Genomic DNA, 17933 nt, shown 5'->3' with positions numbered 1-17933 from the left:
GGCGGTTACGGCTTGACGTCGGGCGACGAGTCCGAGGGACGCGGGGCCTCCGACGGCGCGGAACCCGACGTGTCGGCCGCGTCCGCGGGGCGCTGATCCTGCTGGCCCTCGTCCTTCATCTGCTTCATCTCGCCCTTGAACGCGCGGGCCGACTGGCCCAGGCTCTTGGCGAGCGCCGGCAGACGGGACGCGCCGAAGATGAGCAGCACGATCACGAGGATCAGCAGAATCTGCCAGATGCCGGCGTTCCCGAAAGGCATAGGTACTCCCTGGTTGGGCGGACGGACGCAGTCAGTGTAACGCCGCGAGGTGAAGATTCTCCCCCGCCACGGCCCAGGTCCGCGCGGCCTCGCGCGCGGCGGCCGGGTCCAGGACCTCGATGCGCCCGCCCCCGCGCGCCGCGAGGCGGCTGACCACGCCGACGTCGGCGATCGGGAACCGGGCGACCGTGTCGGATCCGTCGGCGACCGTCTCGGCGTGCTCGAGGAAGTCGGCCACGAGCGGCACGAGGGACGTCGGCAGGCGCACGGTCGCCAGGAGGTCCTCGCCGCCCGGCGCGAAGAGCTCGGGCGTGACCGGGGCCCGGTGCGACGCCGCCTGGGACGTCACCGCGAGGTCGGTCATGCGCGCGACGAGGAAGGTGCGCTCCGCGCGCCGCAGGTGGCACCAGCCCTTGAGGTACCACTCCCCGCCCGCGAGGACGAGCCCGAACGGGTCGACCGTGCGCTCAGTGCTCTCGCCCCCGGGGCGTCGATAGCGAAAGCGCACGGCCCGCCCCTCCCGCACGGCGGTCGCAAGCTCGGCGCGCTGGTGGGAGGTGGGCGGATCCACGAGCACGATGTCGGCGAGGGCGTCGGGCGCGCCCCGGGACAGCTTCGCGCGCAGCTCCGCCAGGGCCGCTGCGTCGGCCGCCCCCGGCAGCGCGGCGACGAGCTGCAGGCCTGCGACAAGCGCCGCGACCTCGCGCGCCGTGAACCGCGGGGCGCGCTCGATCGCGACGGTGTGCGTCAGCGACACGACGTCGCGCTCGTCGAACAGCGCCCAGTCGAGGTCGAACATCTCGCCCGTGTACATTCCACCGACCGGTTCGCCGACGAGCGTCAGGGTCGACAGCAGCCGCCGCACCTCGGCGGGCGCGAGCTCGAACTCCTCCGCAATCGCCGAGACCGGCACCTCGCCGCGCTCCAGGAGCCAGGGCACGAGCGTCAGCACCGTCCGCACGCGGTCCGCCGTGATCGTCGCGGCGCGCGAGCGCGCCGGACGCGCGTCCGCGAGCGGCGGGGCCGGGCGTGCGGGCCCCTCGTGAGCCGCGCGCGTCGCGCGCAGCCGCTCGAGGACGAGGTCGCGCAGTTCCGGCGGATCCACGACCCGCGCCTCGGGGCCGTACGAGGCCAGCTCGTCGGCCAGGACGTACGCGTCGGTCATCGGGACGCGGAGCGCGCCGCCCGCCTCCCGCGCGGCGCGCTGCCCCAGCCGGAGCGCCGCCTCGGAGCCCGCCGTCACCTCGACGACGGCGCTCTGGGACTCGGCGAGCGCGCGGAGCGCGGCGAGGGCCCGCTCCGCGGCCCCCTCGCGCAGCTCGGGCGGGAAAGGCGTGCCGGCGATCGTCACGGCCGAGACGATGCGGCTGAGCAGGAAGGTCCGCGGCTCCCCGAGCGAGAGGTCCTCGCCGTGGAGGTGCCAGCGGTCCTCGAACTGCACGAGCGCGAGTGGCCGCACGCGGCGCTCGCGCACGCGCGCGGACCCCGGCCGCAGGTAGGAAAAGCGCACCTCGACCGCCCGGTCGATCGCGTCCCGGAGCGCGGGGAACGCCGCGTCGGTCGCGCGCACGCGCGGCGAGAACCCGAGGATCGGCTCGTCGACGTCGAGCCCGAGCGCGCGGATCTTCCGCAGGCCCGCGCGCGCCTCGCGCGACGTCGAGGCCTCCCCCCACGCCTGCGCGGCGAGGGCGAGCAGCGCGACCTCGGCGGGGCTGAACGCGAGGTCCTCCGGGAGCGTGTTCGCCTCGCGCGGGATCCGGTAGCGCGCGTCGCGCAGGTCGTCGGGGTTCGACGCGTCGCCGATGACCTCGATGCGCGTGCCCAGCCCCGTCAGCGTGTCCTTGTCGCGCTCGAACATGCGCCCGAGGGTGTCCTCGCCGACGCCGTCCCGCGTGCGCTCCGCGTACCCCGTCACGGTGCGAAAGATCTGCGCCCGGGTCAGCCCCACCTCGGTGCCGAGGAGGGCGACCGTGAGGTTCAACAGCCGCTCCTCGGCGGGGATCCGCGCTACCACGCGGCCATCCTAGGGCTGGTCGACCGCGCCGAGCACGTCGATGACCGAGACCGTGGCCCCGCCGTCGCCGTCCGGCACGACGACCATGACCTGCGAGCCGACCGTCGCGCCCGCGAGCGCGTCCGCGAAGCCCTCGGGCAGCTGGTCGAGCGTCGCCGTCGCCGGCGCGCCGCTCTCCCAGGTGGAGGTCGTCACCGTGCGGGTGCCCCAGCTGACCGACGTGTACTGCAGCGTCACGGCCTCGTCGCCGGAAAGCTCAGGCCCGTCGCCCTGCAACAGCGTCAGCGTCGCCGGCTCCGTCGGCGCATCGCCGTCGGGGATGATGATGCCCGGGACACCATCGGGGGTGCGCACGACGCTCGGAAGCCCGTGACCCTCGTTATAGACGGGGGATCCGTCGGCCGACGCGGGCAGGACGCGCGTGATGTCGATGACCGCGACCATGCTCGAGGTGTCGATGTCGAGGCCGTACTGCGCGCCGAACTGCACGATCTGGCTCGCGAACGACTCGGAGATGCCGTCCTCGCCGAGGGCGGCGACGACGCGGGATCCCTCGCTCGCGCAGAGGAAGGCGTCCTCCATGCCCGGCAGCTGCGCGACCACGTTCGTGAGCCCGAGCACCTGCGTCTCGTCCCCCGAGTACGCCGTCATGGGGATCGGCGTCCCTGTCGCGCCGTCGTAGAGGGTCGCGTCGAAGACCACGCCCTGAGCGGTGCTCTCGATGACGGGCCCGTCACCCGTGACGAGGTCGAGGTGATCCGCGTCGGTGGCGACGAACGGCAGGGGGAAGTCGACGGTGGGCGACTGCCCCAGCGCGCCCGACACGTCGACGGCGCCGAGGAGCGCCTCATTCGTCGCGGCGTCGCGCCCGCACGCCTCGGGGGTCTCCGGGGCGGAGCTACACCCGGCGAGGGCGAGGGTCGTCAGGCCGATGAGGGTCGCTACGGCAGTCGTCTTGCGCACCGGGTCAGTCTAACGACGGTTCGGAGGCGTCCGCGTCGCGCAGGGAAGCGGCGTGCCGCGCGCCGCCGGCGGCCTTCTCCGCCTCGCGGATCCGCTTGCGGAGGTTTTTGTCGGTGATCTCGCGGTCGCCAACGGCTCCCGGCGTCCAGATTTCCTGGTCCGCGTCGCCGTAGCTGCGCTTGGAGGCGCGGCGCTTGACCTCGGGCGGGATGGACCCGGGCGCGAGCCGGCGCGCGGTGATGAGGAAGCCCGTGTGCGCCACCATGCGGTGATCCGGGCGCACGGCCAGCCCGTCGACGTGCCACCCGCGCACCATCGTCTCAGACGCCTCCGGCTCCGTGAAGTCCCCCATCTCACGCAGAAACTCGGCGACGCGGCTCAGCTGCGTGGCCGTGGCAACGTAGCAGAGCACGACGCCGCCCGGGGCGAGCGCGTCGGCGACCGCGGGCATGACCTCCCAGGGCGCGAGCATGTCGAGCACCACGCGGTCCACCGACCCGGGTTCCGCGTCGCGCGGCAGCGCATCGGCGAGGTCGCCGAAGTGGATCGACCACTGCTCGGGCAGCCCGCCGAAGAAGGTCTCGACGTTCGCCCGGGCGACCTCCGCGAACTCCTCCCGGCGCTCGAAGGACATCAGGCGACCCGACGCCCCGACCGCGCGCAGCAACGACATCGACAGCGCGCCGGAGCCGACGCCCGCCTCGACGACGACCGCACCCGGGAAGATGTCGGCCTGCTGGACGATCTGGGCGGCGTCCTTCGGGTAAACGATCGCCGCGCCGCGCGGCATCGACATCACGAAGTCCTTCAGGAGAGGCCGGAGCGCGAGGAACTCGTGGCCGCCGGAGTTGGCGATGACGGATCCGTCGGGCTGCCCCTCGATCTGGGCGTGCGCGATCATGCCGAGGTGCGAGTGCAGCTCGCCGCCCTCGCGCAGCGTGATCGTCTGGAGCTTGCCCTTCGGGCCCGTGAGCTGGACGCGGTCGCCGTACCGGAACGGCCCGCGCGGCGCCGTCATCGCGCCTCCCCCGCGCCGGCCCGGTGGGTTCGCCAGACCTGCGCGAGGTCGCTCGCGCCGCGCCCCGCAAGCGTCGGCCATATACCGGCCGCGCCCGGGTTCGACAGCGGGACGAAGTGCGGGACGCCGATCGCCGCGGCGCCGGAGTCGACGGCGGCGGTCAGGCCGGTGGGCGAGTCCTCCAGCGCGACGCAGTCGGCGATGTCCACACCGAGCGCCGCGGCGCCCGCGAGGTACGGATCCGGGAACGGCTTGGGGCGCGCGACGTCGTCCCCGCCGAGGATCGCGTCGAACGCGTCGAAGGGAATGAGGCCCGCGATCTTCTCCGCCATGCGATGGCGGGACATCGTCACGATCGCCGTGCGCACGCCCGCCGCGCGCAGCTCGCGCAGGAGCTCCTGCGCCCCGGGTCGGAAGGGAACGCCCTCTTCGGCCATCTGCCGCAGCACCTCGTCCGTGAGGTGCTCGACGATGTCCTGGGCCGGCATGTCGACGCCGGCCTCCTGGAGGATCCGGGCGGATCTCTCAAGAGAGTTCCCGACGAGCCGCAGCGCGTCCTCGTGGGTCCAGGTCCCGCCGAATCGCTCGACGAGCGGGGTCTCCGCCGCCATCCAGTACGGCTCGGTGTCCACGAGCGTGCCGTCCATGTCCCAGAGCACGGCCTGGGGCCACGCGGTGTCGGTGAGAGTCACCGCACCAGCCTAGGCGGTGGGCAAGGGGGCTAGCCTGGACGGACACCGACCAGGAGGGAGCCCGGTGGAGGAGAGCAGGCAGCAGGCGCTGGGGCCGCGGATCGCGGTCGCGGCCTTCGACGGCTGGAACGACGCGGGCGAGGCGGCCACGGCCGCCGTCCAGGCCCTGCGCGACGCGTACCCGAGCACGCCGGTCGCCGACGTCGACCCGGAGCTGTACTTCGATTACCAGTACACGCGGCCCTCCGTGCGCACCGACGGCGAGGGCCGCCGGGTCATCGAGTGGCCGGAGGCGACGCTGCACCGCCCCGCGGATCCGCGCGGGTTCTGGACCCTGAGCGGCGTCGAGCCCGCGCGCGCGTGGAAGGGGTTCGTCTCCGAGTTCGTCGACGCCCTCCTCGCCGAGGACGTGACGGGCTTCGTCACGATCGGGGCGATGATGAGCGACGTCCCGCACACCCGCCCGATCGCGGTGCACACGACGAGCGACGACGAACTGCTGCGCAACCAGCTCGAGGTGGACCGGAGCCGGTACGAGGGGCCCACGGGGATCCTCGGGGTGCTCACCCAGGCGGCGGCGGACGCGGGGATCCCGACCCTGTCGATGTGGGCGAGCGTGCCGCACTACGTCGCGGGAGCGACGCCGTCACCCAAGGCCACGCTGGCGCTGCTCGAGAAGCTCAGCGACATCGCCGTGCGCGAGATCGACCTCGGCTCGCTCCCCACCGAGGCCGCGACGTGGGAGGCCACGGTGGACGCGGCCGCCGCCGACGACGACGAGATGCGGGACTACATTCGCCAGCTCGAGGAGACGCGCGACACCTGGGATTCCCCCGAGGCGTCCGGCGACGCCATCGCCCAGGCGTTCGAGCGCTACCTTCGCGGCGACGGCCCCGGCAAGGGCCGGCCGCCGCGCTGAGCCGCGGGGCGCCTCAGGCGGTCCCGAGCGGCGTGAGCACGCCCGCGGCCAGCAGCGCCATGATCACGGCGCCGAGCAGGACGCGGTAGATCACGAACGGCAGGAAGCTGCCGGTCTTGAGATACCGCATGAGGTACGCGATCACGACCCAGCCGACGAGGAAGGCGACGATCGTGGCGACGATCGTGCCACTCCAGCCGTACGGGCCGGCGTCGCCCTCCTCGAGCCCGTGCATGAGCTCGTAGAGCCCGGATCCGAAGACGGCGGGAACCGCCATGAGGAACGCGAACTCGGCCGCCGCGGTGCGCTGGTATCCCAGGAGGCGAGCGGCCGTCGTCGTCGCGCCGGAGCGCGACACGCCGGGCACGAGGGCGAGCGCCTGGGCCACGCCGATCGTGATGCCGTGCGGGTACGTCACGTCGTCCATCTCGCGCCGCCTGGCGCCCCAGCGGTCGGCGGCGCCGAGGACGAGCCCGAACACGATGAGCACGACGGCGACCAGCCAGAGGTTTCGGAACACGTCGCGGATGTAGTCCTGCAGGGCGAATCCGAGCACGCCGATGGGGATCGAGGCGACGATCACGAGCCACCCCATGCGCGCGTCCGGGTCGTTCCGCGGCACCCGCCCGACGAGCGAGCCCGCCCAGCGGCGGATGATCCGCACGATCTTGCCCCAGAAGTACACGAGCACGGCGAGCTCCGTGCCAATCTGCGTGATCGCGGTGAAGGTCGCGCCGGGATCCGCCGCCGACGGGAGGAACTCGCCGACGACGCGGATGTGCGCGCTGGAGGAGATTGGCAGGAACTCGGTCAGGCCCTGGACGAGCCCGAGGATGATGGCCTCGATGATGTGCATGCGGTGACGGGATTCTCTCTCGCGGGCGAAGGGGTCAGTACGTACGGATCAGGTCGGCGATCACGCGCTGGCCGAAGACGAGCGCATCGAGCGGGACGCGCTCGTCGACGCCGTGGAACATGCCCGTGAAGTCGAGCTCGCGCGGCAGCTTCAGGGGCGCGAAGCCGTAGCCCGTGATCCCGATGGTCGCGAGCGACTTGTTGTCCGTCCCGGCGCCGAGGAGGTACGGCAGGACCGGAACGCCCGGGTCGTGAGATCCGAGCGCGCCCACCATCGCGTCCACGAGCGCCCCCGCGAACGGGACCTCGAGCCCGATGTCGCGGTGGAACATCTCGATCTCGATGTCGTCGCCGACGGTGCGCTGGATCTCCGCGAGGACCCGCTCCTCCTGCCCCGGCAGCACGCGCACGTCGACCGTGGCCGAGGCCGCGTCGGGGATCACGTTGTGCTTGTAGCCCGAGGTGAGCCCCGTCGGGTTCGCGGTCGTGCGCCAGGTGGAGGCGAGAAAGGCCTCCGCCGGGCCGGCCGCGCGCGCGATGTCGTCGGGCGAGCCGCCCGCGTCGCCGCAGATGCCGCGCATCCCGGCGAGCAGCTGCCGGGTCGTGTCCGTGAGCTCGACCGGCCACGCCGTCGCGCCGAGGCGCGCGACGGCGTCCGCGAGCCGCGTGACCGCGTTATCGGGGTGGACCCGGCTCCCGTGGCCCGCGCGCCCCCTCGCCCGCAGCGTCAGCCACATGAGCGCCTTCTCCCCCACCTGCAGGAGGTACGCGGATCCGTCGCCGACGGGGATCGAATAGCCGCCGACCTCGCTGATCGCCTCCGTCGCGCCCGCGAACCACTCGGGGCGGTCCGCCACGACGCGCGCCGATCCCTCGACGCCGCCGTTCTCCTCGTCGCTGAAGAACGCGAGCACGAGGTCGCGCTCGGGGCGCTCGCCGGCGCGCAGGAGGTCGCCGACGGCCGCGAGAATCATGGCGTTCATGTTCTTCATGTCCACGGCGCCGCGCCCCCACAGCATGCCGTCGCGGATCTCGCCCGCGAACGGATCCACCGACCAGTCCTCCGCGATCGCGGGGACGACGTCGAGGTGCCCGTGGAGGACGAGCGCCGGCTTGTCCGGGTTGTTGCCCGCGACCCGCGCCGCGACGTTGGTGCGCCGCGGCACCGGCTCGTAGAACTGCGGTTCGAGGCCGAGCGAGGAGAGGTGCGCGCCGACGTACTCCGCAGCCTCGCGCTCGCCCTTCGCATTGCCGCCGCCGAAGTTCGTCGTGTCGAAGCGGATCAGGTCGCGCGCGAGGCGCACGACCTCGGGGAGGGAGTCGGTGGGCATGGGCTCCACGCTACCCGCGCCGCGGCGGAACGCCGCCCGCGCCGCGTCGTTCGGGGGGGCAGCCCCCGCGCGCCCTACGCGGGGCCCGGCTCGAAGATCTGCCCGACCGGCTCGCGCTTCTCGGCCTGGAACGTGTCCTCCGCGCGGCCGAACGCCCAGTACGCCGAGAGCGACAGGCGATCGCGCGGCACGCCCCAGGCGCCCGTGAGCAGCGGGCGCAGGCGCTTCATGGCCTCGCGCTCTCCGTGCGCGAACACATCGAACGTGCCGGCCGGCACCTCGAGGTTCTCCACGACGGCCGTCAGGAGCGCGCCGTACGCGGCCGTTCCGCGGTGGACCCACGTCACCGCGACGCCCGCGGGCTTCGCGAGCGCCACCTCCTCCTCCGGTCCCGCCACCTCGATGACGACGAGGCCGCGCGCGTCGGCGGGTAGCGACTCGAGCGCCGCCGCGATTGCCGGGAGCGCGGACTCGTCGCCGAGGAGGACGTGGGCATCGACGTCGTGCGCCGGCGCGTATCCGCCCCCGGGACCCGACAGCGCGACGCGATCGCCCGGGCCCGCCGCGGCCGCCCACGGGCCCGCGATCCCCTCATCGCCGTGCACGACGAAGTCGACCGCGATCGTGCCGGACGCGGCGTCGATCGATCGGACCGTGTAGGTGCGGCGCGACGGCATGTCCTCGGGCGCGAGCCGCGCCCGCAGCGCGTCCATGTCGTAGGGCGGCTCCAGGCCGAGGCCCGGCCGGGCGAAGAGGAGCTTGACGTATTTATCGGTCGCGGCGGCCTGGGCCTCGCCGATCCCCGCCGCGAACTCCGCGAACGCGGGACCACCCAAGTGCAGGCGCACGAGGTGCGGCGAGACCTGCTCGCGGCGGACGACATCGAACACGTGCTGCGCGCCGCGGCGACGGCCGCGCGAATCCTGGGGGCTCATCGCGACCATCCTGGCACGGCGGGGACGCGACAAAGGCCGGACCCTGAAGGGTCCGGCCTTTGCATTTCTGTGCGCGAGGGGGGACTTGAACCCCCACGCCCTAATACGGGCACTAGCACCTCAAGCTAGCGCGTCTACCTATTCCGCCACCCGCGCATGGGTGTCGATTCAGCTTCGGGCCCTTGCGAACCGTTTTCCGAACCGAGAGACAACGTTACCATCGCCCCACCCCGCGCGCGAATCGGGCGCGGATCCCGGGCGCGTCACGCCGCGGACACCCCGAACGCGAGCCCCAGCACGTATGTCACCGCCGCGGCCCCGAACCCGATCGCGAGCTGGCGCAGCGCGCGCGGAAGCGGCGAGGCGCCGGACAGGAGGCCGACGGCGCCGCCCGTGACGACGAGCGCGACGCCCACAAGGACGAGGGCCACGACGACCGCCGCCACGCCGGAGAGCCCGAAGATCCACGGCAGCACGGGGATGATCGCCCCGGTCGCGAAGAAGCAGAAGCTCGAGATCGCGGCGCGCCACGCTCCCCCGACGACCTCGTGCGTATCGATCGGTCCGGTCGCGGCACCCCCGCCGCCCGCGTGCGCGCCGCGGAGGACGGCCTGGGCCTTCTCCTGGGCGGCCTCCTCCCCCAGCCCGCGTGTGCGGTACACGAGCGCGAGCTCGTTCTGGTCGAGGTCCAGGTCCGGCAGGTGCGCGTCGGCGTAGCCGCCCGGGTGCGTGGCGTCGAGCAGCTCGCGCTGCGACTTGACGGACACGTACTCGCCCGCGCCCATCGACAGTGCGCCCGCCAACAGGCCCGCCACGCCGCTGAAGAGCACGAAGGATCCAGAGACCCCGGTCGCGCCGATGCCCATCACGAGCGCGAGGTTGCTCACGAGGCCGTCGTTCGCACCGAACACCGCCGCGCGGAACGTGCCCGAGAGCCGGCGCCTGCTCCGGGCCGCGAGTCCGCGCACAACCTCGTGGTGAATCCTCTCGTCGGCGCGCATCGCGGGCGTCGCGTAGGGGTCGTCGTCATACGGCGAACGCGCCTCGGCGAGCTGCGCGAGGGCCAGGGTGAAGATGGTTCCGAACCGCGCGGCGAGGAACGCCAGGATCCGCATGCGCCACCGCGCGCGAGGCATGCGATCGGGCTCGCCGCCGAGGAGCTCGAGCCAGTGGCGTTCGTGCCGACGCTCCGCGGCCTCCAGCTGCTCGAGGATCTCCCGCTCGCCGCCCGTGCGGGTGCGCGCGAGGCGGTGATAGACGGCGGCCTCGGCGCGCTCGTCCGCAAGGTATTGCGCCCACATGCGGCGGGCGCGGGCGGGCGCCTCGCGGGGGTCCAGGGGTGCGGGGGCGGTCATGCGTCTCCTCAGTGCGGGGGCGACCGCGCGATCGGTCGCGGCCTCATCGAGGCTAGGGCGCGGCGCGCGCGAAACCCGACTCCAGAGCGGGATTCGGAGCCTTTCGGAGCCCCGAACCCGCCCCTCCTACCTGTGCACGCGGCGGCGCAGGACGTCGATGCGCGACTGTAGCTGGGCGACCGTGGCCTGCGCGACCGCGGGACCGCCGCACGTGCGCCGCAGCCAGGCGTGCACCTGGCCGTGCGGATCCCCCGTCTGCTTCGCGTAGACGCCGACCAGGCTGTTGAGCAGCTGGCGCTGCTCCTTGAGGGTCCGGTGCAGCGGCTCGGGGAGGCCGGGATCCTGGCCCGCGCTCTCCTCCCGCGCCTCGCGCGCCTGACGGTGACGCGACTGCCGCGCCTGGCGTTGCATCAGCAGGTCGTGGACGTGCTCGGGCTCAAGCAGGCCCGGGATCCCGATGAACTCGAGCTCCTCCTCCGTCCCCGGGACGGCGAGCTGGCCGAACTGCTGGCCGTCGAAGACGACCGAGTCGAAGTGTGCGGTCGACCCGAGCGACTGGAACGAGAACTCCTCGTCCTGGAGGAGGTCCTCGCTCGCCTTGTCCTCGCGCTCGGCCTGGGCGAGGAGCGAGTCGTCGAGCCCGTCGGCGTCCTTCTCGCCGCGGTCGAGCACGTGGTCGCGCTGCTTCTCCATCTCGTGCGCCAGGGCCATGAGGACGGGCACCTGCGGCAGGAAGACGCTGGCCGCCTCGCCCTTGCGGCGGGCGCGGACGAACCGCCCGATGGCCTGCGCGAAGAACAGCGGCGTCGACGAGCTCGTCGCGTAGACGCCCACCGCGAGTCGCGGGACATCGACCCCCTCCGACACCATCCGCACCGCCACCATCCACCGCGAGGTGTTCTCGGCGAACTGCTCGATGCGGCTCGACGCCTCGGCCTCGTCGCTCAACACGACGGTCGGGCGCTGCCCCGTGAGCTGGCGCAGGAGCTCGGCGTACGCGCGCGCGTTCGTCTGGTCGGTCGCGATCACCAGTCCGCCCGCGTCCGGCACGTGGTGCCGGATCTCGGTGAGGCGCTGATCCGCGCTCTTCAGCACGGCGGGCATCCAGTCGCCCTCCGGGTCCAGCGCGGTCCGCCAGGCCTGGCTCGTGACGTCCTTGGTGTTGTCCTGACCGAGGTGCGCCTCGAGCTCGTCGCCCATCTTCGTGCGCCACTTCATGTGCCCCGAGTACACGTGGAACAGCACGGGGCGGACGACGCCGTCGGCGAGCGCGCGGCCGTATCCGTAGGCGTAGTCGGTGACGGAGGTGCGCAGGCCCTGCTCGTCGGGGGCATAGTCCACGAACGGGATCGGAGCGTCGTCGCTCCGGAACGGCGTCCCGCTGAGGAGGAGCCGCCGGGCCGCGGGCTGGTACGCGTCGCGGATCGCGTCCCCCCAGCTCAGGGCGTCGCCGCCGTGGTGTACCTCGTCCAGGATGACGAGGGTGCGTCCCTCGGCGACGAGCGCGCGGTGCACGCTCGATTTCACCGCCACCTGCGCGTAGGTGACAACGGCCCCGTGATAGTGCCGAGCGAGGAACGGGTGCTGATTGCTGAAGTCGGGATCGAGCCGAATGCTCGTGCGCGCCGCCGCATCGGCCCACTGCGTCTTAAGGTGTTCCGTCGGGCACACCACGACGATCCGATCGATCTCGCCGCGCTGGCGGAGCTCGCGCGCCACCGTGAGCGCGAAGGTGGTCTTGCCGGCGCCCGGGGTGGCGGCGACGAGGAAGTCGCGCTTGTCCTCGGCGAAGAACTGGTCGAGCGCCTCCTGCTGCCAGGCCCGGAGCCGGCCCGCGGTCCCCCTCGGCGCGCGCTGCGGATAAGACGGGCTGAGCATTCCTCCCACGATAGCGGGGGGCGCAGACACCGTCGCGGTGGATCCTCTCAGCCGATGGCGCCGCCCGGGGCGACGGACTATATTCGCCGGGGCGCATATGTGAGGAGCTAGAGAGATGTCCACCGACCCCCGCACCCCGTTCGTCGGAAACGCCGAACCCCACCCCTGGCGGCGATTCGTCGCCGTCGGCGACTCGTTCACCGAGGGCATCGGCGACCCGGAGCCCGGCGCGCCCGGGGGCCACCGCGGCTGGGCCGATCGCGTCGCCGAGGTGCTCTCGCGACAGGTCGACGACTTCGCGTACGCGAACCTCGCCGTGCGCGGCAAGCTCATCCGCCAGATTCGCGACGACCAGATCGACGCGGCGCTCGCGCTCCAGCCCGATCTCGTGACGATCTGCGCGGGCGGGAACGACGTCCTCCGGCCGGGCACGGATCCCGACGAGATCGCCGCGATCCTCGAGACGCTCGTGCGGCGCCTCGGCGCCGAGGGTGCGGCGGTGGTCGTCTTCCCCGGCTTCGACGTCGGCTGGAACCCCGTTTTCCGCGCGTTCCGGGGCAAGATCGCGATCTACAACGAGAACATCCGCCGGATCGCCGAGGAGAACGACGCGCTGGTCGCCGACCTCTGGGCGCTCCGCGAGATCCAGGATCCGCGGTTCTGGTCGGACGACCGCCTCCACCTCAACCCCCTGGGGCACCACGAGGTCGCGCGCATGGTGCTGCGCAGCCTCAACGCCGAGAGCGACCTGCAGCCGCTCCGCCCGGATCCGCTGCCGCCGCGCACCTGGCGCGCGGCGCGCCGCGAGGACCTCGTGTGGGCGCGCGCGCACCTCGTGCCGTGGGTGCTGCGCCGGCTCCGCCATCAGTCCTCGGGGGACGGCCTGGCGCCCAAGCGCCCCGACGCCGCGCCGTACGCCGGGCCGGACAACGGCGCCTGACTCAGGCCGGCGGGTGCGCCAGCGCCCACAGCGCGACGGCGCTCGCGGCCGCGACGTTGAGGGAGTCCACCCCGCCGGCCATGGGGATCGTCACGATCGAGTCGGCCGCGGCGAGCGCGTCGCGGCCGAGGCCCGGCCCCTCGGACCCCATGACGAACGCCACCCGCTCGGGGCGCGTGGCGGCGAAGCTCTCGAGCGAGACGGCGTCGTCGGAGAGCGCGAGCGCGGCGACGTGGAAACCGCTGGCGCGCAGGACATCGCCGGCTCCGCCGTCGCCACGCCAGGCCGGGAGCCGCGTCCACGGCACCTGAAAGACCGTGCCCATCGAGACGCGCACGCTGCGGCGGTAGAGCGGATCCGCGCACGTCGGGCCCGTCAGCACCGCGTCCGCGCCGAGTCCCGCCGCGCCGCGGAACGCCGCCCCGACGTTCGTGTGGTCCACGAGCCCGTCGAGCACGAGCACGGTTCGGGCGTCGCGAAGGACGACCGCGGGGTCGGGGAGCTCCGGCCGGTGCATCGCTGCGAGCATGCCGCGGTGCACCGTGTAGCCCGTGACGGACTCGGCGACCGCGTCCGGCACGACGTAGACCGGCACGTCCAGCTCGGCGACGAGGCCCTCGACGTCGGGCAGCCACTTCGCGGCCGTCATGACCGAACGCGGTAGATGCCCCGCGGCGAGGGCACGGCCGAGCACCTTCGCGGATTCGGCCATATACAGCCCGCCCTCGGGCTCGAGCACCCGCCGGAGCGCGACGTCGGTCAGGTCGCGGTAGTCGGCGAGCCGCGGATCCGCGGGGTCAGAGAGGGGCACGAGACGCATTCCCCCATCCTCGCGCACGCCCACGCTCAGATCGGGCCGTAGGATCGAGCCCGTGACGATCGCGCACCCCTCCGACGACGCCCTCGAGGCCGACGTGGACCGCGCCGTTCGGGCCCTGACGGGGAGGCGGCTGGCCGTCCTCACGGGAGCGGGCGTGTCCACGGACTCCGGGATCCCCGACTACCGCGGCCAGGGGGCGCCGCGGCGCACACCCATGACGGCCCAGACGTTCCTCGCCGACGAGGCGGCCCGGCGGCGGTATTGGATCGGATCCCATCTCGGCTGGCAGGCGTTCTCGGCTGCGGAGCCGAACGACGGCCACCGCGCCCTCGCGCGCCTCGAACGCGCAGGCGTGTCCACGGGCGTCGTCACCCAGAACGTGGACGGCCTGCACCTGCGGGCGGGCTCCTCGCGGGTCGTCGAGCTGCATGGCACGATGCGGCGCGTCCTGTGCACCGCCTGCGGCCAGGTCTTCGACCGGCGCGACATCGGCGCGCGCCTCGAGCGCGAGAATCCGTGGCTCGCTGTTCCGGACGAGGTGCCCCTCGGCCCGGACGGGGACGTCGAGCCCGACGCAGCCGCCCCGCTCGCGATCCCCGACTGCACCGTCTGCGGGGGCATGCTGAAGCCCGACGTCGTGTTCTTCGGCGAGTTCATCCCGGCCGAGCGATTTCGCGAGGCGGAGCAGATCGTGGCCTCGGCCGAGGCGCTCCTCATCGCGGGCTCGTCGCTCGTCGTGAACAGCGGGATCCGGCTCGTCGAACGGGCGCGGCGCCGACGTCTTCCCGTCGTGATCGTCAATCGGGGCGCCACCAAGGGTGACGCGCGCGCGACCGTGAAGATCGACGGGGGCACGAGCGAGGCGCTCGCCCACCTCGCGGAGCGCCTGGCGTAGATCCCCGCGCTAGGGTCGACGGGTGACGATTATCGCCCTCGTACGGCACGGACAGACCGATTGGAACCGCGACGGGCGGATCCAGGGACGCAGCGACATCCCCCTCAACGACACGGGTCGCGCGCAGGCCCGCGCGGCGGCGGCGGCGCTCCGCGGCGGCGACTACGCCCGGCTCGTCGCGAGCCCCCTCTCGCGCGCGGCCGAGACCGCCGAGATCATCGGGGCCTCGCTGGGGCTCGGCGCCCCGGCCGTCGACGCCCGGCTCCGGGAGCGCGCGTACGGCGAGGCGGAGGGCATGCAGCAGGCCGAGTACCTCGAGCGCTTCCCGGGAGGGATCGCGATCCCCGGCGCGGAGACCGACGACGAGGTCGTTCAGCGCGCGCTCGACGTCGTCGCCGACCTCGCCGCGGAAAGCGAGGATCCGCTCATCGCCGTCACCCACGGGGGGCTCATCTCGCGGCTGCTCCGGCACGTCTCGGACGGCCGCTACCCGCGCGCGGGCGAGCGCATCGGCAACGGGTCGCAGCAGGTGATCGAGGTCACGGGATCCGGCATCCGGGTCGTGTCCTACATCGGATCCTGACCCGTGCGCCATCCCCTTTACCGGGCCCGCGGGCGGGATTTCCACCCCCTCGGCACGACGCGCAGTGCCCCCCGTAACAATTGAGCATATTGACCACACGCCGCGATCGACGCTGGTAACCTCGGGCACTATGGCATCCCTGGACCACGTCGACCTCGAGCTGATCGCGGCGCTCTCCGCCGATCCGCGCGCGACCGTCGTCGCGCTCGCGGAGAAGCTGGGCATGTCGCGGAACACCGTGCAGGCGCGCATGAGCCGACTCGAGAAGTCGGGCGTGTTTCAGTCGTTCGAGCGATCGATCTCGCCGGCGGCGCTCGGCTTTCCGCTCCAGGCGTTCGTCTCCATCGGCGTCAGCCAGGCCTCCCTGCCGTCGATCACGGACGAATTGCGACGGGTGCCCGAGGTCATCCAGGTGCACGGCGTCTCCGGGCAGGTGGACCTGCTCGCGCTCGTCGCCTGCCGCGATGCCCGCCACCTGTTCGACGTCGACGCCCGAATCCTCGCGATCGGCGGGGTCGTCCGCACGGAGACGCAGCTCGTTATGAGCGACTCGATCCCCTACCGGGTGTCGGGGCTGCTCGAGCTCGCCCGCCGCGAACCGCGCCGCTGAGAGCGCGTCACGCGCCGAGGAACTCCCGGATCGCGTCCGCGGCCTCGGCGGGCTTTTCGTAGTGGATGAGGTGCCCGACCCCGTCGATTTCCACGAGCCGCGCGTCGGGGAACAGGGTCGCGAGCCGGCGCTCGGCCGCGATCGGCGTGATGTCGTCCTGCACCGCGGCGATCAGGAGCGTCGGCTGCGCGATGCGCGGCGCCGACGCGCGGACGTCGTTCGCGACGCTCGTGACGAACGCCTGCCGAAGCGTGTCGCGGTCGCTGAAGAGTGAGAAGTATCGGTCGTGCTGGTCGTGGATGAACCGGCGCAGGGTGCGGTCGCGCGTGTACGCCATCACGATGCTCATCACGCGCACGATGGCGCGCGAGCGCAGGAGCCAGGACCCCAGGCGGCGCGGGAGCCACGCGCTCGCGGCGTAGTACGCCACGGCGAGCCGCGTCAGGACGCCGCGTGGCCCCTCCAGCGCGGGGGCCCCGATGGGGTTCACGAGGATGAGGCGGGGCGTGTCGAGCCCGTCGGCGACGGCGCCCGCCGCGACGATCGAGCCGAACGAGTGTCCCAGCACGACGGCGCCGGGGGCGACCGCGGCGGCGAACTCCCGCAGCCACGCCGCGTACGTCGCGAGGTCGTGCGCGCCGGAGGCGAGGGCGGGCGTCTCGCCGAAGCCGGGCAGGTCCGGCATGATCCAGCGCACCTCCGGCAGGTGCGCGACGACGGGCTCGAGGCCGTGGTGATCCCCTCGGAAGCCGTGCACCGCGAGGATCGTCACCGGCGCCGCGGCGTCGCCGTACTCCCAGTACGCCGTGCGGGCCTGGGCGCCGTCGTGCGCCCGTCGCGCCACGGGGACCCGGGCGAGCAGCGCGTTGTAGGGCGAGGATGCGGGCACCATCCGAGTGTATGTGGCGTGGCACCCGGGGCCGCGCCGCGACGACCCTTACCGTCGGGTCTATGAAGACGTCGTGGCCGGATCCGCCGCCGCTGTTCGGGCTCGCGGAGCTCGAACAGCCGGGCGAGCGCCCGAGCTGGGTCCCCCGAGTGACCCGCCGACGCTCCGCCGCCGCCGGCCCGCGGCCTCGCCCCGCCTTCGCCGACGCCACGCCCCTCCCCCTGGACCTCGAGGATTCTCGCATGACCTTCTCCGACATCGCCGCCGGCTTCGCGCCGGACCGGAGCCGCCTTTTGACGCGTGTCGGGGTCTTCGACCTCGAGACGACCGGAGTCGACGTCGGTCAGGACCGCATCGTGACGGCCTGCGTCGCGGTGCTCGACGCCGCCGGCGAGGTGCTCCTCTCCCGCGCGTGGGTTGCGGATCCCGGGATCGAGATTCCCCGCGGCGCGGCCGCCGTCCACGGCTTCACCACGGCGCGCGCCCGCGCGGAGGGGCGCCCGGCCCGCGAGGTGGTCGCGGAGATCGCCCACGCGCTCGGCACGCTGCTTTCCGCCGGGATCCCCGTCGTCGCGTACAACGCGGCCTTCGACTTCTCCGTCCTGCGCCACGAACTCGCGCGGCACAAACTCGCGCCGCTGGACGGCCCCTCGCCCGTGATCGACCCGCTCGTGATCGACAAGCAGCACGACCGGTTCCGGCGCGGGAAGCGCACGCTCGACGCCGTGGCCGCACACTACGGGGTCCCGCTCACCGACGCCCATGAGGCATCGGCCGACGCGATCGCCGCGGGCCGCGTCGCGCTCGTGCAAGCCGAGCGCTTCCGTTCGGAGCTGCCCGCGGACGTGTCCGCGCTCCACGCCGCCCAGGTCGGCTGGTCGGCCGATCAGGCCGCGAGCCTCGAGGAGTACTTCCTGCGGATCGGCCGGCTGCAGCCCGGCGAGACGATCGACGGAGCCTGGCCCGTGCGCTGACA

At 73.3% G+C, this 17933-nt stretch carries 18 protein-coding genes and 1 tRNA gene; 6 read left to right on the top strand and 13 right to left on the bottom strand.

Annotation, left to right across the window (positions count from 1 at the left end; translation table 11 throughout):
* Window positions 1-5: 5 nt before the first annotated feature.
* From tatA to GJQ66_RS05320, 5 genes are read right to left on the bottom strand one after another with little or no spacing between them, the layout of a single operon-like run.
* Window positions 6-260 (bottom strand): twin-arginine translocase TatA/TatE family subunit, encoded by a 255-nt coding sequence (tatA, locus tag GJQ66_RS05340; RefSeq protein ID WP_155048313.1) that lies wholly within the window; start codon window positions 258-260, stop codon window positions 6-8.
* A gap of 31 nt (window positions 261-291) precedes the next feature.
* Window positions 292-2274, bottom strand: a complete 1983-nt coding sequence (locus tag GJQ66_RS05335) for a WYL domain-containing protein (RefSeq protein WP_155048312.1) — start codon at window positions 2272-2274, stop codon at window positions 292-294.
* A gap of 9 nt (window positions 2275-2283) precedes the next feature.
* Window positions 2284-3237, bottom strand: a complete 954-nt coding sequence (locus tag GJQ66_RS05330) for an FKBP-type peptidyl-prolyl cis-trans isomerase (RefSeq protein WP_155048311.1) — start codon at window positions 3235-3237, stop codon at window positions 2284-2286.
* Between the two features lie 4 nt (window positions 3238-3241).
* Window positions 3242-4255, bottom strand: coding sequence for a tRNA (adenine-N1)-methyltransferase (locus tag GJQ66_RS05325; protein ID WP_155048310.1), 1014 nt, complete (start codon window positions 4253-4255; stop codon window positions 3242-3244).
* Window positions 4252-4947 carry an HAD family hydrolase gene (locus GJQ66_RS05320; RefSeq protein WP_368732701.1) on the bottom strand — a complete coding sequence of 232 codons (696 nt, stop codon included), beginning with the start codon at window positions 4945-4947 and terminating at the stop codon, window positions 4252-4254. The genes GJQ66_RS05325 and GJQ66_RS05320 overlap by 4 nt, the downstream gene beginning before the upstream one ends.
* 64 nt (window positions 4948-5011) lie before the next feature.
* Between GJQ66_RS05320 and GJQ66_RS05315 the strand changes: the two genes are divergently transcribed.
* Entirely contained in the window at window positions 5012-5866 is an 855-nt protein-coding gene (locus GJQ66_RS05315; protein WP_368732700.1) for a PAC2 family protein, read from the top strand.
* A 13-nt stretch (window positions 5867-5879) separates the two neighbouring features.
* Here GJQ66_RS05315 and GJQ66_RS05310 read toward each other — a convergent pair whose 3' ends face one another.
* The 6 genes from GJQ66_RS05310 to GJQ66_RS05285 all read right to left on the bottom strand — a co-directional run bounded on the left by GJQ66_RS05310 (window position 5880) and on the right by GJQ66_RS05285 (window position 12220).
* The gene (locus GJQ66_RS05310) at window positions 5880-6722 is read right to left on the bottom strand and encodes an undecaprenyl-diphosphate phosphatase (protein ID WP_155048309.1); all 843 of its coding nucleotides are present in this window, start codon (window positions 6720-6722) and stop codon (window positions 5880-5882) included.
* A 34-nt stretch (window positions 6723-6756) separates the two neighbouring features.
* Entirely contained in the window at window positions 6757-8052 is a 1296-nt protein-coding gene (locus tag GJQ66_RS05305; RefSeq protein ID WP_155048308.1) for a M20/M25/M40 family metallo-hydrolase, read from the bottom strand.
* A 74-nt stretch (window positions 8053-8126) separates the two neighbouring features.
* Window positions 8127-8987 (bottom strand): siderophore-interacting protein, encoded by an 861-nt coding sequence (locus GJQ66_RS05300; RefSeq protein WP_155048307.1) that lies wholly within the window; start codon window positions 8985-8987, stop codon window positions 8127-8129.
* Between the two features lie 70 nt (window positions 8988-9057).
* Window positions 9058-9143 (bottom strand) — tRNA-Leu (locus tag GJQ66_RS05295).
* Window positions 9144-9250: 107 nt separating this feature from the next.
* Window positions 9251-10342, bottom strand: a complete 1092-nt coding sequence (locus tag GJQ66_RS05290) for a VIT1/CCC1 family protein (protein WP_155048306.1) — start codon at window positions 10340-10342, stop codon at window positions 9251-9253.
* A gap of 126 nt (window positions 10343-10468) precedes the next feature.
* Window positions 10469-12220 carry a DEAD/DEAH box helicase gene (locus GJQ66_RS05285; protein ID WP_155048305.1) on the bottom strand — a complete coding sequence of 584 codons (1752 nt, stop codon included), beginning with the start codon at window positions 12218-12220 and terminating at the stop codon, window positions 10469-10471.
* A 115-nt stretch (window positions 12221-12335) separates the two neighbouring features.
* Between GJQ66_RS05285 and GJQ66_RS05280 the strand changes: the two genes are divergently transcribed.
* Window positions 12336-13160, top strand: a complete 825-nt coding sequence (locus GJQ66_RS05280; RefSeq protein WP_155048304.1) for an SGNH/GDSL hydrolase family protein — start codon at window positions 12336-12338, stop codon at window positions 13158-13160.
* Between the two features lies 1 nt (window position 13161).
* On the opposite strand, the gene GJQ66_RS05275 is transcribed toward GJQ66_RS05280, so the two are convergent.
* Window positions 13162-13980 carry an RNA methyltransferase gene (locus GJQ66_RS05275; RefSeq protein WP_155048303.1) on the bottom strand — a complete coding sequence of 273 codons (819 nt, stop codon included), beginning with the start codon at window positions 13978-13980 and terminating at the stop codon, window positions 13162-13164.
* 52 nt (window positions 13981-14032) lie between these two features.
* On the opposite strand from GJQ66_RS05275, the gene GJQ66_RS05270 reads away from it, so the two are divergent.
* The 3 genes from GJQ66_RS05270 to GJQ66_RS05260 all read left to right on the top strand — a co-directional run bounded on the left by GJQ66_RS05270 (window position 14033) and on the right by GJQ66_RS05260 (window position 16068).
* Window positions 14033-14875 (top strand): Sir2 family NAD-dependent protein deacetylase, encoded by an 843-nt coding sequence (locus GJQ66_RS05270; RefSeq protein WP_368732699.1) that lies wholly within the window; start codon window positions 14033-14035, stop codon window positions 14873-14875.
* A 22-nt stretch (window positions 14876-14897) separates the two neighbouring features.
* Window positions 14898-15458, top strand: a complete 561-nt coding sequence (locus GJQ66_RS05265) for a histidine phosphatase family protein (protein ID WP_155048302.1) — start codon at window positions 14898-14900, stop codon at window positions 15456-15458.
* A gap of 130 nt (window positions 15459-15588) precedes the next feature.
* Entirely contained in the window at window positions 15589-16068 is a 480-nt protein-coding gene (locus GJQ66_RS05260) for an Lrp/AsnC family transcriptional regulator (RefSeq protein WP_155048301.1), read from the top strand.
* A 7-nt stretch (window positions 16069-16075) separates the two neighbouring features.
* Here the strand turns inward: GJQ66_RS05260 and GJQ66_RS05255 are convergent, their stop codons facing one another.
* Window positions 16076-16957 carry an alpha/beta fold hydrolase gene (locus tag GJQ66_RS05255; protein WP_368732698.1) on the bottom strand — a complete coding sequence of 294 codons (882 nt, stop codon included), beginning with the start codon at window positions 16955-16957 and terminating at the stop codon, window positions 16076-16078.
* Between the two features lie 62 nt (window positions 16958-17019).
* Here GJQ66_RS05255 and GJQ66_RS05250 point away from each other — a divergent pair, with 62 nt between their 5' ends.
* Window positions 17020-17931 (top strand): exonuclease domain-containing protein, encoded by a 912-nt coding sequence (locus GJQ66_RS05250; RefSeq protein ID WP_230379320.1) that lies wholly within the window; start codon window positions 17020-17022, stop codon window positions 17929-17931.
* The last annotated feature ends 2 nt before the right edge of the window (window positions 17932-17933 follow it).

Source organism: Microbacterium sp. ZXX196 (genome assembly GCF_009709595.1).
Taxonomy (GTDB): domain Bacteria; phylum Actinomycetota; class Actinomycetes; order Actinomycetales; family Microbacteriaceae; genus Microbacterium; species Microbacterium excoecariae.
The sequence above is the reverse complement of the archived record's forward strand: the minus strand, read 5'-3'. Positions and strand labels throughout refer to the sequence as shown.